Annotated in this window: 8 protein-coding genes; 4 read left to right on the forward strand and 4 right to left on the reverse strand. The window is 66.7% G+C overall.

Annotation, left to right across the window (positions count from 1 at the left end; genetic code table 11):
- Positions 1-8: 8 nt before the first annotated feature.
- The 3 genes from map (at position 9) to ACIGJB_RS09010 (ending at position 5,513) form a co-directional block, all read left to right on the forward strand.
- Positions 9-827, forward strand: coding sequence for a type I methionyl aminopeptidase (gene map / locus ACIGJB_RS09000; protein ID WP_483708253.1), 819 nt, complete (start codon positions 9-11; stop codon positions 825-827).
- 76 nt (positions 828-903) lie between these two features.
- Positions 904-3,486 carry a [protein-PII] uridylyltransferase gene (locus ACIGJB_RS09005; protein WP_483729531.1) on the forward strand — a complete coding sequence of 861 codons (2,583 nt, stop codon included), beginning with the start codon at positions 904-906 and terminating at the stop codon, positions 3,484-3,486.
- Positions 3,487-3,509: 23 nt separating this feature from the next.
- The gene (locus ACIGJB_RS09010; protein ID WP_483729532.1) at positions 3,510-5,513 is read left to right on the forward strand and encodes a pseudouridine synthase; all 2,004 of its coding nucleotides are present in this window, start codon (positions 3,510-3,512) and stop codon (positions 5,511-5,513) included.
- Positions 5,514-5,609: 96 nt separating this feature from the next.
- Here ACIGJB_RS09010 and def read toward each other — a convergent pair whose 3' ends face one another.
- The 4 genes from def to smc are packed head-to-tail and all read right to left on the reverse strand — an operon-like array spanning position 5,610 to position 13,116.
- A complete protein-coding gene (def, locus tag ACIGJB_RS09015; protein ID WP_483729533.1) occupies positions 5,610-6,143 on the reverse strand; it encodes a peptide deformylase in 534 nt (177 codons plus the stop codon).
- Entirely contained in the window at positions 6,140-8,272 is a 2,133-nt protein-coding gene (gene ligA / locus ACIGJB_RS09020; RefSeq protein WP_483729534.1) for an NAD-dependent DNA ligase LigA, read from the reverse strand. The genes def and ligA overlap by 4 nt, the downstream gene beginning before the upstream one ends.
- Positions 8,273-8,284: 12 nt before the next feature.
- Entirely contained in the window at positions 8,285-9,604 is a 1,320-nt protein-coding gene (locus ACIGJB_RS09025) for a cell division protein ZipA C-terminal FtsZ-binding domain-containing protein (RefSeq protein WP_483729535.1), read from the reverse strand.
- A complete protein-coding gene (gene smc, locus ACIGJB_RS09030) occupies positions 9,601-13,116 on the reverse strand; it encodes a chromosome segregation protein SMC (RefSeq protein ID WP_483729536.1) in 3,516 nt (1,171 codons plus the stop codon). The genes ACIGJB_RS09025 and smc overlap by 4 nt, the downstream gene beginning before the upstream one ends.
- A gap of 408 nt (positions 13,117-13,524) precedes the next feature.
- Here smc and ACIGJB_RS09035 point away from each other — a divergent pair, with 408 nt between their 5' ends.
- The gene (locus tag ACIGJB_RS09035; RefSeq protein WP_483729537.1) at positions 13,525-14,352 is read left to right on the forward strand and encodes a ferritin-like domain-containing protein; all 828 of its coding nucleotides are present in this window, start codon (positions 13,525-13,527) and stop codon (positions 14,350-14,352) included.
- Positions 14,353-14,367 lie beyond the last annotated feature (15 nt).

The following is a 14,367-nucleotide window of genomic DNA, read 5'->3' on the forward strand; positions in this document are numbered from 1 at the left end:
GAAGCAGCATGAGCATCCACCTGAATACCGCCGAAGACATCGCCCAAATGCGCGTGGCTTGCCGCCTTGCCTCGGAAGTCCTCGATTACATCACGCCGTTCGTCAAGCCCGGTGTGACGACGGGCGAACTCGATCGCCTGTGCCATGCCTATATGCGTGACGTGCAAGGCACCGTGCCTGCGCCGCTGAATTATGCGCCCCCGGGCTACCCGCCCTTCCCCGGCGCGATCTGCACCTCGGTCAATGACGTGATCTGCCACGGCATCCCTGGGGACCGCGTGCTCAAGAGCGGCGACGCGGTCAACCTCGATATCACCGTCATCACCAAGGAAGGCTACTACGGCGATACCAGCCGCATGTTCCTGGTCGGCGAGGCCTCGATCCTGGCCAAGCGGCTCGCGCAGGTGACTTACGAATGCATGTGGAAAGGCATCGCGCAGGTACGCGGCGGCGCGCGCCTGGGCGATATTGGCCATGCCATCCAGGTCCACGCGGAAGCGGCCGGCTACAGCGTGGTGCGCGAATACTGCGGCCACGGCATCGGCAAGAACTTCCATGAAGATCCGCAGATCCTGCACTACGGCCGTGCCGGCACCGGCGCCGAGATCAAGGCAGGCATGATCTTCACCGTCGAGCCGATGATCAATGCCGGCAAGCGCGATATCCGCACCATGCCCGACCAGTGGACGGTCAAGACGCGCGACCGCAGCCTGTCCGCGCAATGGGAACATACCGTGCTGGTGACGGAAACCGGCTATGAGGTGCTGACCGTGTCCGCCGCAACGCCGGCACCGCCGGCCTTTATTACGGAGTCGGTCGCGGCGTGAGCCGCAACATGGTTGGGGGCGCCTGACGGGCGCCTTTCTTTTTCCAGCCATGCCCACGAATCTTCCCGCACAGCCCATGGACACCACGCCGGAACTCCTGCTCGCCGCACGCGTTCGCGATCAGCTGAAAGCCGACAAGCAGGCCCTGTTTGCTGACTTCGCGCTGACGGCGCACGTCGGCACGCTGATCACGCGCCTGCGCCGTGCCGTGGACACCGCGCTGGTCGAAGCCTGGCGCGGACTCGACATGCCCGCGGACGCGGCGCTGGTGGCCGTCGGCGGCTACGGCCGCGGGGAACTGTCCCCGTACTCCGATGTGGATGTGCTGCTGTTGCTATCGTCGGAACCCGACGCCACCACTGCGAGCCGGCTGGAGCGCTTTATCGGCATCTGCTGGGACCTGGGGCTGGAAATCGGCTCCTCGGTCCGCACCGTGGAAGACTGCATCCGTGAAGCGCGCGCGGACATCACCATCCAGACTTCGCTGCTGGAGGCGCGCCTGCTGACGGGCGAGCGCAAGCTGTTCAACGCGATGCGCGCGCAGCACAAGGCCGACCTCGATCCGGCAGACTTCTTCCAGGCCAAGCTGCTGGAAATGCGCCAGCGCCACGCCAAGTACCAGGACACGCCCTACTCGCTCGAGCCGAACTGCAAGGAAAGCCCGGGCGGCCTGCGCGACCTGCAGGTGATCCTGTGGATGACCAAGGCCGCCGGCCTGGGCGACAGCTGGAAGGAACTGTTCGAAAAGGGCCTGCTGACGCAGCGCGAAGCGCAGGAGCTGGCCCGCAACGAACGCCTGCTGAAGACCATCCGCGCCCGGTTGCACCTGATTGCGGGACGCCGCCAGGACGTCCTGGTCTTCGACCTGCAGACCGCCCTGGCCGAATCGTTCGGCTACCGCCAGAACGTCAACAAGCGCGCCAGCGAGCAGCTCATGCGCCGCTATTACTGGGCGGCGAAGGCGGTGACCCAACTCAACAGCGTGCTGCTGCTCAATATCGAGGCCTTGCTGTTTCCCAGCGAATCGCAGGTCACGCGCGTCATCAACGAGCGCTTCGTCGAGCGCCAGGGCATGCTGGAAATCACCAGCGACAGCCTCTACGAAGACGATCCGCACGCGATCCTGGAAACCTTCCTGCTGTACGAACGCACGCCGGGGATCAAGGGATTGTCGCCGCGCACGCTGCGCGGCCTGTACAACGCGCGCACCGTGATGGATGCGCGCTGGCGCAGCGACCCGGAAAACCGCCGCCTGTTCCTCGCCATCCTGCAGGAGCCGCAAGGCATCACCCACGCGCTGCGCCTGATGAACCAGACCAGCGTGCTGGGCCGCTACCTGATCAATTTCCGGCGCATCGTCGGACAGATGCAGCATGACCTGTTCCACGTCTACACCGTGGATCAGCACATCCTGATGGTGGTGCGCAATATGCGCCGCTTCGCCATTGTCGAGCACACGCACGAATTCCCGTTCTGCAGCCAGCTCATGGCGAGCTTCGACAAGCCGTGGGTGCTCTCCGTGGCGGCACTGTTCCACGATATCGCCAAGGGACGCGGCGGCGATCACTCCAGGCTCGGCACCGTCGATGCGCGGCGGTTCTGCAAGCAGCACGGTATTGCGCGTGACGATGCGGACCTGATCTGCTGGCTCGTGGAGCACCACCTGACGATGAGCCAGGTGGCCCAGAAGCAGGACTTGACCGACCCCGAAGTCGTCCACGCGTTCGCGCGCGTGGTGGGCGACGAACGCCACCTGACGGCGCTGTACCTGCTGACCGTCGCCGATATCCGCGGCACCAGCCCCAAGGTGTGGAATGCCTGGAAGGGCAAGCTGATCGAAGACCTGTACCGCATCACGCTGCGCGTGCTGGGCGGCGCGAAGGTCGACCGGCATTCCATCTGGGCGCAGCGCAAGGAAGAAACCGTCTCGCAACTGCGCCTGAACGCATTCGATCCCGAACTGGGCAAGCCGTTGTGGGCCCAGCTCGACGTGGCCTTCTTCCTGCGGCACGATTCCCGCGATATCGCCTGGCTGACGCGCCACCTGTTCAACAAGGTGGACAGTCCGGTGCCGGTGGTGAAGGCCCGCATCTCGCCGGCAGGCGAAGGCCTGCAGGTAGCGGTCTATGTCAAGGACCAGCCCGACCTCTTCGCGCGCATCTGCGGCTACTTCGAACGCAAGGCGTTCTCGATCCAGGACGCCAAGATCCACACCACCCGCCACGGCTACGCGCTCGACACGTTCCAGGTGACCGATCCTGGCATGGTTGGCGAAGGCGGCAACTACCGCGACATCCTCGCGCTGGTGGAGCACGAGCTGTGCGACCGCCTGCAGCAGCAGGCCGCGCTGCCGGAACCCAGCCAGGGCCGGCTGTCGCGCCAGTCGCGCAGCTTCCCGATCAAGCCGCGCGTGGACCTGCGGCCCGACGAGCGCGGCCAGTACTACCTGCTGTCGCTGTCGGCCAACGACCGCACCGGCCTGCTCTACGCGATCGCGCGCGTACTGGCGAAGCATCGCGTGTCCGTGCATACGGCACGCATCAATACCCTTGGCGAACGCGTCGAAGACGTGTTCCTTGTCGACGGCAGCCGTCTTGCCGCCGACAACCGATTGCAGATTCAGCTTGAACAGGACCTGCTCGCCGCGCTGGAAATCTGACCCGGCCGCGCAGCATTGAAGATATGACCGACAGCAATTCGCCGAAGCGCAAGACGCTCGGCATCAAGCCGCCCGAAGACAACGCCGCCCGCAAGCCGGCCGGCAACCGGCCCGTGCGCGTCTCGGACCTGAACCGCAAGCGCGTGCAGGCCGTGGCGGATGGCATCCGGCGCGCGCAAGGCGGCGCGAAGTCCGCCAAGGGGACAAAATCACCGGGCGATCCTGCCACTGGCCGCGCCCCGCGCCAGGGCCGTCCGGCCGATGGCGAGCGGCAGGCGCGCCCGCGCCGGTTCGACGATGAACAGTCGCGCCCGCGTCGGTTTGGTGATGACGATGCACGCCCGCGCCGGTTCAGCGACGACAACCGGCCGCCGCGCCGCGAAGGCGGTGACGCACCGCGTCGCTTCGGCAACGACGACGCGCGCCCGCGCCGCTTCAGTGACGACAACCGCCCACCGCGCCGCGAAGGCGGTGACGCACCGCGTCGCTTCGGCAATGACGACGTACGCCCGCGCCGGTTCGGCGACGACAACCGGCCGCCGCGCCGCGAAGGCAGTGAAGCCCCGCGTCGCTTTGGCAATGACGACGCTCGCCCGCGCCGGTTCAGCGACGACAATCGCCCGCCGCGTCGCGAGGGTGGTGATGCGCCCCGCCGCTTCGGCAATGACGACGCACGCCCGCGCCGGTTCAGCGATGACAACCGCCCGCCGCGCCGAGAGGGTGGTGATGCACCCCGCCGCTTCGGCAATGACGACGCACGCCCGCGCCGGTTCAGCGACGACAATCGCCCGCCGCGCCGCGAGGGTGGTGAAGCGCCCCGCCGCTTTGGCAATGACGATTCGCGACCGCGCCGGTTCAGCGATGACAACCGCCCGCCGCGCCGCGAGGGTGGTGAAGCGCCCCGCCGCTTTGGCAATGACGACGCGCGCCCGCGCCGCTTTGGCGACGACAACCGCCCGCCGCGCCGCGAGGGTGGCGAAGCGCTGCGCCGCTTTGGCAACGACGATGCACGGCCGCGCCGCTTCAGCGATGACAGCCGGCCGCCGCGTCGCGAAGGCGGTGAAGCCCCGCGCCGCTTCGGCAACGACGACACACGCCCGCGCCGTTTCAGCGATGACAACCGCCCGCCACGCCCGCGCCGCACCGAGGGCGATGCACCGGCGCGCCGCTTCAGCGACACCGCTGACCGCGCGCGGCCGCCTCGCGCCGACAAGCCGTCCCACGCCGACGCCGACGTACATGAGTCCAGCCACGATGACGGCCTGGTGCGCCTGTCCAAGCGCATGTCCGAGCTGGGCCTGTGCTCGCGCCGCGAAGCCGACGAATGGATTCCGCGCGGCTGGGTGCTGGTCGACGGCAAGCCCGTGACCGAACTCGGCTCGCGCGTGCGGCCTGATGCCAGCATCGAGATCCACCAGGCTGCACGCTCCGAGCAAGGCGAGCGTGTCACGGTCCTCCTGCACAAGCCGATGGGTTTTGTCTCCGGCCAGGCCGAAGACGGCTACGAGCCCGCCGCCGTGCTCTTCACGGAAGAGAACCAGTGGTCGGAAGACCCGACGCGCAAGCGCTTTGCGCCGTGGCAACGCAAGGGCCTGGCGCCGGCCGGCCGCCTCGATATCGACTCGACCGGCCTGCTGGTCCTGACCCAGGATGGCCGCGTGGCCCGCGCCCTGATCGGGGAGGACTCCAACGTCGAGAAGGAATACCTGGTGCGCGTGCAATGGCACTCGCCCGAAGGCGTGGTCGACCGCAAGGTCAGCGAAGTCTTCCCGGAAGACCAGCTCGAACTGCTGCGCCACGGCCTGTCGCTCGACGGCGTGATCCTCAAGCCGGCCAAGGTGAGCTGGCAGAACGAGGAGCAATTGCGCTTCGTGCTGCGTGAAGGCCGCAAGCGCCAGATTCGCCGCATGTGCGAACAGGTGGGACTGGAGGTGGTGGGCCTCAAGCGCGTGCGCATGGGCCGCATCGTGCTGGGCGACCTGCCGCCGGGGCAATGGCGCTTCCTCGGGCCGTTCGAGAAGTTCTAAGATATCGCATCACTGCCGGCGCGCTCGCGTCGCCGGCAGGCACCAATGCAAATGGGGCGCCAGATGGCGCCCCATTTGCATTGGTCTCACGACACGTCAATCGTCGCTGTTCGGCGGCAAGTCGGGAAACAGCACCTCGGTAAAGCCAAAACGCGTGAAGTCGCGCACGCGCATCGGGTACAGGATGCCTTGCAGGTGGTCGCATTCATGCTGCACCACGCGTGCGTGAAAGTCCTCGGCGACGCGTTCGATGCGCTCACCGCGCAGGTCATAGCCGCTGTACTTCAGCCGCGTGTGGCGCGGCACCACGCCGCGCAGCCCCGGCACCGACAGGCACCCTTCCCAGCCGTCTTCCATTTCGTCGGACAGCATCTCGAGCACCGGGTTGATCAGCACGGTCTTGGGCACCTGCGGCGCGTCGGGATAGCGCGGATTGCGGTCGAAGCCGAAGATCACCACCTGCAGGTCCACGCCGATCTGCGGCGCCGCAAGACCCGCGCCATTGGCATGGTCCATGGTGTCGAACATGTCTTCGATCAGCGCGCGCAGTTCGGGCGTATTGAAGCGCTCCACCGGCCGCGCCACCTGCAGCAGGCGCGCGTCGCCCATCTTGAGAATCTCTCGGATCATGCCTGTTTCCCCGGTTGCCCTGCCCCGACCGACTCCAGTAACGCCAGCATGCCGGCCTCATCGAGCACCGGCACGCCGAGGGCTTCGGCTTTGTCGAGCTTGCTGCCAGCTTCGGCACCAGCTACCACGTAGTCAGTCTTCTTCGATACCGACCCGGCCACCTTGGCGCCGGCGGCTTCCAGCATCTCCTTTGCGGCCTCGCGCGAAAGCGTCGGCAAGGTGCCGGTCAGCACGAAAGTCTTGCCGGCCAGCGGCGCCGGCACCCTGGCGGCAGGCTCGCTTTCGGCCCAGTGTACGCCCGCCGCGCGCAACTGCTCGATGACCTCCACGTTGTGCGGCTCGCCGAAGAAGTTGACGATCGACTGAGCCACCACCGGGCCCACATCGTTGACCTCGAGCAGCGCGGCTTCGTCAGCCACCATGAGCGCGTCCAGCTTGCCGAAATGGCGCGCCAGGTCCTTGGCCGTGGCCTCGCCAACATGGCGGATGCCCAGCGCAAAGATAAACCGGTTGAACGTGGTGCTGCGCGAGGCTTCAATGGCCGCCACCAGGTTGCCGGCCGACTTGTCGGCCATGCGGTCCAGCGCGGCCAGCTTGGCCACGCCCAGCTTGTAGAGATCCGCCGGCGTGTGGACGATGCCCTGGTCCACCACCTGCTCCACCACCTTGTCGCCCAGCCCTTCGATATCCATGGCGCGGCGTTGCGCGAAATGCAGCAGCGCCTGCTTGCGCTGCGCGGCGCAGATCAGGCCGCCCGTGCAGCGTGCGATGGCCTCGTCCTCCAGGCGCTCGATATGCGATCCGCATACCGGGCATGTGGTCGGCATGACGAAAGCGCGTGCGTCGTCGGGGCGCCGTTCCCGCACTACGGCGACGACCTCGGGAATCACGTCCCCGGCACGGCGCACGATCACGGTATCGCCGATATGCACGTCCTTGCGGCGCACCTCGTCCTCGTTGTGCAGCGTGGCGTTGGTCACCGTCACGCCGCCGACGAACACCGGTTGCAGGCGTGCTACCGGCGTAATGGCGCCGGTGCGGCCGACCTGCACTTCAATATCTTCAACAACCGTAGTCATCTCCTGCGCCGGGAACTTGTGCGCCAGCGCGAAGCGCGGCGCGCGCGACACGAAGCCGAGCTGCTCCTGCTCGGCCAGCGCGTTGACCTTGTAGACCACGCCATCGATGTCGTACGGAAGCTGGTCGCGCTTCTCGCCCACCTTGCGGTAAAAATCCAGCAGGCCCTGCGCGCCCTTCACCACCGCGCGCTCCTTGCAGACCGGCAACCCCATGGTGGCAAAGCCATCGAGCATGGCACTGTGGGTGGCAGGACGCTCCATGCCCTGCAATTCTCCAAGCCCATAGGCGAAGAACGACAGGGGACGCCTGGCGGTAATGCGTGGATCCAGCTGCCGGAGGCTGCCCGCGGCGGCATTGCGGGGATTGACGAACGTCTTCTCGCCGGCCTCGGCCTGGCGCGCATTGAGCTTGTCGAAATCGCGCCGGTACATGAAGACTTCGCCGCGCACTTCGAGCACTGGCGGCGCCGCGCCACGCAGCTTCAGCGGAATCGCCTTGATGGTGCGCACGTTCACCGTCACGTCTTCGCCAGTCTCGCCGTCGCCGCGCGTTGCCGCCTGCACCAGCCGGCCGTCCTCGTAGCGCAGCGACATCGCCAGGCCGTCGAACTTCAGCTCGGTCGCGTACTCGACGGCTTCCGCGGCGCTGAACAGATCCTGCTCGCCGGCCGCCGCGCTGCGTCCGAGACCCTGTGCGCAGCGACGGTCAAAGCCGGTCACGTCTTCGTCGGAAAAACCGTTGTTGAGCGACAGCATCGGCACGCGGTGGCGGACCGTATCGAAGGCCGATAGTGGTGCGCCGCCCACGCGCTGTGTCGGCGAGTCCGGCGTCAGCAGTTCAGGGTGCTCGGCTTCAAGCGCCTGCAGCTCGGAAAACAGCGCGTCGTACTCGGCATCCGGGATGGTCGGGGCATCCAGTACGTAATACTGGTAGTTGTGGCGATCCAGTTCCTCGCGCAGCCATTGCACGCGTTCAGCAGCGGCTGCGGGCGACATGCCGCCAACCGGCGCGGAGGCATCTGCCCGCGCGCCGCGATGGGTTGCGTTCATGACAGGCTCCGGCTAGACGCTGAACAACCGTACCGCGACCGGCGAACCGGCTGGCATGCCGCGTGCCTCCAGCTTCTGGTAGAGGGTCTCGAGCTGGTTGAAGATCGCGACGAACGAGGCTTCGGTCAGCGGCCGCATATTGTCGTCGACCAGTTGCGCGCCCATGCGCTGGGCCAGCGAGTAGCCGTATTCACAAACCGTCTTGAACGGCTTGCCGCCCTGGTCCGCTTGCGGTACGTCGAGCAGCAGCGTGATCTGGCCACCGCCCTTGACGGTCAGGTCATCGCGCAGGAAGTTCGTGTCGCCGAACTGCAGCGCGAACAGCGTGCGCTGCACGCCTTCGGCATTAGCCAGGTAGCGGATGAAGCGCGTACCGTCGCGCGACAGCACCAGGCCGTCCTGTGTCGCCACGCTCTGCACGTAGGCGGCCGACCACGGCGCGCCGTCCGAGATCACGTTGACGCCAAGCTGGACGTCGCAGCTTGCGGCGAACCCGTCGAGTTCGCGCGCGTTGGCGACGGTCTCGCCCATGTCGGGGAGGTCGGCCGAGGCATCCAGCGACTCGGCCAGCGCTTCGACCGCGTTCACGAATTCGGAGAACTCCAGCGCATTGAGGGGGCCGCTACGGCTGGCCAGCTGCACGGCCACCTGCAGGTCCTCGTACTGGTGGCCGGCGGTCACCGGCTCCCAGGCATTGGCTTCCTCGCGCAGGCCCTCGATATGGATCTGCTTGGTGCCGGCGCGGCGCAGCCGGCCAGTCAGCGGCAGAATTCGGTCGCCCGATGCCTTGCGCTCGAGGTGCAGCGGCACGATGCAGTCGATCAGCGGGTCGATCGTGGCCGGCTGCGGCTGACCGTCGGGCACTACAGGTTCAGCCACCTTGGCCGACGGCACCGCATTCTCTTCGGCCTTGCTCTGCGCCTCGCTCTCGTCTTCTGCTTCCACTTCGCCTTCGTTCGCGACAGAGGCGGCCGGCGCGGCTGCCAGTGCCACCTCGTCGGCTACGGCTTCATCGGCGTCCGCCGAACCTGCCGCCGCGGCAGCGGCCACCGCCGCCACCTCATGCGGCGCCGGGCGCGCGGCCGGCGTCAGCGTCGGCTCGCGCCGCTCGACATGCTCCGGCGCGGGCGCCTCTTGCAGCTTGGCAGCCACCTCCGGCGTGGTGGACTCGCCCACCACCGGCTCGCGCATCGGCGGCAGGTCATCCTCGGGGCGCAGTTCGCGCGGGCGGCGCGCCTTGCGGATCTGCCATTGGTTGTAGCCGAACAGCAGCGCCAGGAAAACGAGCCCGGCAACGATCAGCGAGGTCTGCAAGTCCATATTGATGTTCATGCTGCCTCCGCCATCGAAACAGCCGCGTCCATATCCACCGCGACGATGCGCGACACGCCCTGCTCCTGCATGGTCACGCCGATCAGCTGGTGCGCCATTTCCATGGCGATCTTGTTGTGCGAAATAAAGACGAACTGCGTCTTGTCGGACATGCGGGCCACCATATTGGCGTAGCGCTCCGTATTGGCGTCATCGAGCGGGGCATCCACCTCGTCCAGCAGGCAGAACGGGGCGGGATTGAGCTGGAACATGGCAAACACCAGCGCAATCGCGGTCAGCGCTTTTTCGCCGCCCGACAACAAATGAATGGTCGAGTTCTTCTTGCCCGGCGGCTGCGCCATCACCTGCACGCCGGCATCGAGGATTTCCTCGCCGGTCATGATCAGGCGCGCCTGGCCGCCACCGAACAGCGACGGGAACAGTTCGCCGAAATGGTGGTTGACCTGGTCGAAGGTGCCTTGCAGCAGCGCGCGGGTTTCCTGGTCGATCTTGGCGATGGCGTCTTCCAGCGTGGTGATCGCATCGTTCAGGTCGGCCGACTGCGCGTCGAGGAAGGTCTTGCGTTCGCGCGCCGCGGACAGCTCGTCGAGCGCGGCCATGTTGACCGGCCCCAGCGCATTGATCGCGTTGTTGATCCGCGTGACTTCGCCCTGCAGGTAAGACGGCTTCAGGTCCGTCGTCAGCTTGTCGGCCAGCGCCGCTTCATCGACCTGGGCCTCGGCCAGCTGCTCGCTGAACTGCTCCTGGTTCAGGCGCGCGGCCTGCTCCTTGAGCTGCGATTCGGTGATGCGGTCGCGCAGCGGTTGCAGGCTGCGCTCGGCGGCCAGGCGCTGCTCATCGTGCTGGCGCAGCTGCGCCGTCAGCGCATCGAGCTCGATGCGGGCAGCGCCAAGCTTCTCTTCTTTCTCTGCGCGGCGTTCCAGCGCATCCTGCAGGCCGGTATGCGCGGTCTGCTCGTTGATCGTTTCGAGTTCCGCGCGTGCGTTCTCGAGCGATTCGGCGATGCGCTCGACCTGGTCGCTGGCCACCTGGATATTGCGGTGCAGCTCGTCGATGCGGCTGGCCAGGTTGCGCTCGCCAAAGACCGCCTCCTGCGCCGCGCGCTCGAGGTCGCGCAGCTGGTGGCGCGCGGACGACAGCTTGCTGTCCAGCGCTTCAAACGCCATCTGCTGGTCTTCATGTGTGGCCTGCATCTCGGCCAGCGCGGCATCGTGCTGCTCGAAGCTCGCTTCGGATTCGGCGCGGATGGCGCGCTGCTCGTCGATCTGCGCGCCGATCTCGGCCAGTTCCTCGCGGATCTGGCCACTGCGCGCGGCGTAGCGCTCCATCGCCTGCGACAGCTTGAGCACGTCCATCTGGAGCGCGTGCGCGCGACGCGTGGCCTGCTCGCCGCGCGAGCGCGCCTCGGCCAGTGCCTGGCTCGCCTGCGTATAGGCCGCTTCGGCACGCACGGCCTGGCTCCTGGCCTCGTCCGAGAGCAGCACCTGCGCGCGGGCCTGCTTCTGCAAGTTCTCGATTTCCTGCTCGCGCGCCAGCATGCCGGCCTGCTCGGAATCGGCGGCATAAATCTGGATGGCATTGCGGCCGATCAGGTGACCTTCGGCCACCACGAACGACGCGCCGTCGGGCAGCGTGTTGCGCGCTGCCAGCGCCTGCGCCATGTCCGTGGCCGTGTAGATATCGGCCAGCCAGTCCTGCATCACCGCGCGGATACCGGGTTCCGTGATCTGCACCAGCGACATCAGCGGACGCAGCCCTGCAGGCGCTTCCATCGGCCGCGCGGCGGGGGGCGGCGAATAGAACGCCAGCTTGGCGGGCGGCGCGTCCGACAGGAAGGCCTTGACCCAGTCCAGGTTCGACACTTCGAGCGCGGCGAGCTTTTCGCGCAGCACCGATTCCAGCGCGTTTTCCCAGCCCGGCTCAATATGGACTTTCTTCCACAGGCGCGGCAGTTCCGCCAGGCCGTGCCTGGCTAGCCAGGGCTGGACCTTGCCGTCGGTCTGCACGTTTTCCTGCAGCTGCTTCAGCGCGGACAGGCGCGCCTCGAGCGCGGCGATCGCGGCGGCTTCGCTCTGCACGCGCTCCTGCGCGGCACGGCGCTCGCCATCGAGGCGCGGCACGCTGTCCTCGGCATCGGCCAGGATCGCCTGCGCTTCCTCCAGCACCGCTTCCTGCTCGGCCAGTTCGGCACGCGCTTCTTCCAGCCGCGTCTCGTCCGGACGATCGAGTCCCTTTTCCTCGCCCGACAGGCGTTCGCGGCGTTGTTCGAGCTGCTGCAGCATCTGGTCGGCGCTGCGCTGCTGCGCGGCTTCGAGCTTGAGCGCCTGTTCGGCCTGCATGATGCCGGAGCGCTGCTCGTTGAGCAGTTGCTGCGCCTCGCGCCACTGCGCTTCCAGCGTGGGCAGCTCGTCATTCTTCTGAGCTACCGCTTCCTGCGCTTGCACCGTGCGCCCTTCGGACACGGCCAGGTTTTCCTCGGCCTGCGCGAGTTCGTCGCTGGCCTGCTCCGACTTGGCCTGCCATTGCTCGCGCTGGGTGGTCAGCGCCGCGATCTGGGCCTGCACGCGGTTGCGCGATTCCACCACGTAGCGGATCTCTGCTTCCAGCTTGCTGACTTCGGCGTTGGCCTCGTACAGCGCGCCCTGCGCCGCGTGCATGCCATCGGACGCCGCATAGTGCGCAACCCGCATGGTTTCGAGTTCGGCCTCGACATGGCGCAGCTGCGCCGTCTGGGCTTCGAGGTCGATCTGGGCCTGCTCGATGGCGCGCTGGTGGCGTTCCTGCTCGACCTGCGCCTCGCGCTTGCGCAGCAGCCACAGCAATTGCTGCTTTTCTTCGCCGTCGGCCTGCAGCGTCTTGAAACGCTGCGCGACTTCGGCCTGCCCCTCAAGCTTCTCGAGATTGGTCCCGAGTTCGCGCAGGATGTCTTCCACGCGGGTCAGGTTCTCGCGCGTGTCTGAGAGCCGGTTCTCGGTTTCGCGGCGGCGTTCCTTGTACTTGGATACGCCCGCGGCCTCTTCCAGGAAGATCCGCATGTCATCGGGCTTGGCCTCGATGATGCGCGAGATCATGCCCTGGCCGATGATGGCGTAGGCGCGCGGCCCCAGGCCCGTGCCGAGGAAGATGTCCTGGATATCGCGGCGGCGTACCGGCTGGTTGTTGATGTAATAGGACGAGGTGCCATCGCGCGTCAGCACGCGCTTGACGGCCACTTCGGCGTATTGGCTCCACTGGCCGGCGGCGCGGCCCTCGGCATTGTCGAACACCAGTTCGACGCTGGCCCGGCCCGCCTGCTTGCGCGCCGTGGAACCGTTGAAGATGACGTCCTGCATGGATTCGCCACGCAGCTCGGACGCACGTGACTCACCCAGCACCCAACGGACTGCATCGATGATGTTGGATTTGCCGCAGCCGTTGGGACCTACGATCCCGACCAGCTGGCCGGGCACTTGGAAATTGGTCGGATCGACGAATGATTTGAAGCCCGCCAGCTTGATCGAAGATAGTCGCACGGTTGTCGTGTGGTATCGGCGCTGATGGCAGCGCGCGCAGCATTAGAGCGTTCAGGAATGAGCGGCGCACGCGGACGGGCGGACGCGCGGCGTGCCGCCAGCGTCCCTTCTCGCCCCCCGTGCCCGAGAATTGGCGGTAATCATACCATCGCAACCCGGCGTTCCGGCCGCTCCGGCAGTGGGTTCCACGGCATTTTTCGGGGCCGGTTTCCCTTTGCAGGCAGCGAGTTACGAGCGTCTCTGCAAGCACTTTTCGAGGGCCGCGCCGCCGGTTCCGCTGCAATAGTTATGTAACAACCGGGAAACTAACTAGGGTAAATGCTAGTCTCTCTGACATGCCAGCGTGATGCCGGATGCTCTCGGGACCACCGGTCCCGCGCGGCATCGGCCTTTTTGCGGAGGATCCCCATGACCCAGCCGTCAGCGGCAACCCTGCCGTGGTCTGTCAGCGAGATTGATTACCGGGCCATCCAGTCCGAACGCGTGCGCAACAACCGCGACCTGTTCTACCTGCTGGTATCGGCGTCGTTTATCGAAAGCGGATCCGACACCTACGCCGGCAATCTCGCCACCTACTACGCCGGCGTGCCGGAAGCGGCCGATTGGCTGTCCGACCATTGGGAAGCCGAGGAATTGCAGCACGGCCTGGCGCTGCGCCGCTATGTCGAGCATGTCTGGCCCGATTTCGACTGGGAACGCGGATACGAGCGCTTCTTCGCCGAGTACCGCGAGACTTGCTCGATCGATCAGTTCGAGCCGACCGAAGCGCTGGAAATGGCGGCGCGCTGTGTCGTGGAAACTGGTACGGCGGCGTACTACCGCGCGTTGGAACAGGTCAGCGATGAACCCGTGCTGCGTAACCTGACACGCCGCATCGCCGACGACGAAGTGCGGCACTACAAGCACTTTTACCGCTTCTTCAACCGCTTTGCCGAGTCCGAAGGGATCGGGCGCGCCAGGGTGCTGGGCGCCCTGGCGCGCCGGCTGCTCGAAATCAAGAACGAGGACGCGGCCATTGCGCTGCGCAACGTGCTGCGCATGGAACGCGGGCAGGAAGACATCCCGGAACAAGAAGTGAAGGCGCTCAACTCGCGCGTCAGCGCTGTGGTCCGGCACCATCTGCCAGTGGACATGACCGTGAAGATGCTGCTGCGGCCGCTGCATCTGCACAGCACGCTGGAACGCGCGGTACGCAAGCCGCTGGTGGCCGTCGTGAGCCGGGTCATGCTGCACTGACGCGACGCCACGCCC

Source organism: Cupriavidus sp. C2SS-8b, from assembly GCF_057073745.1.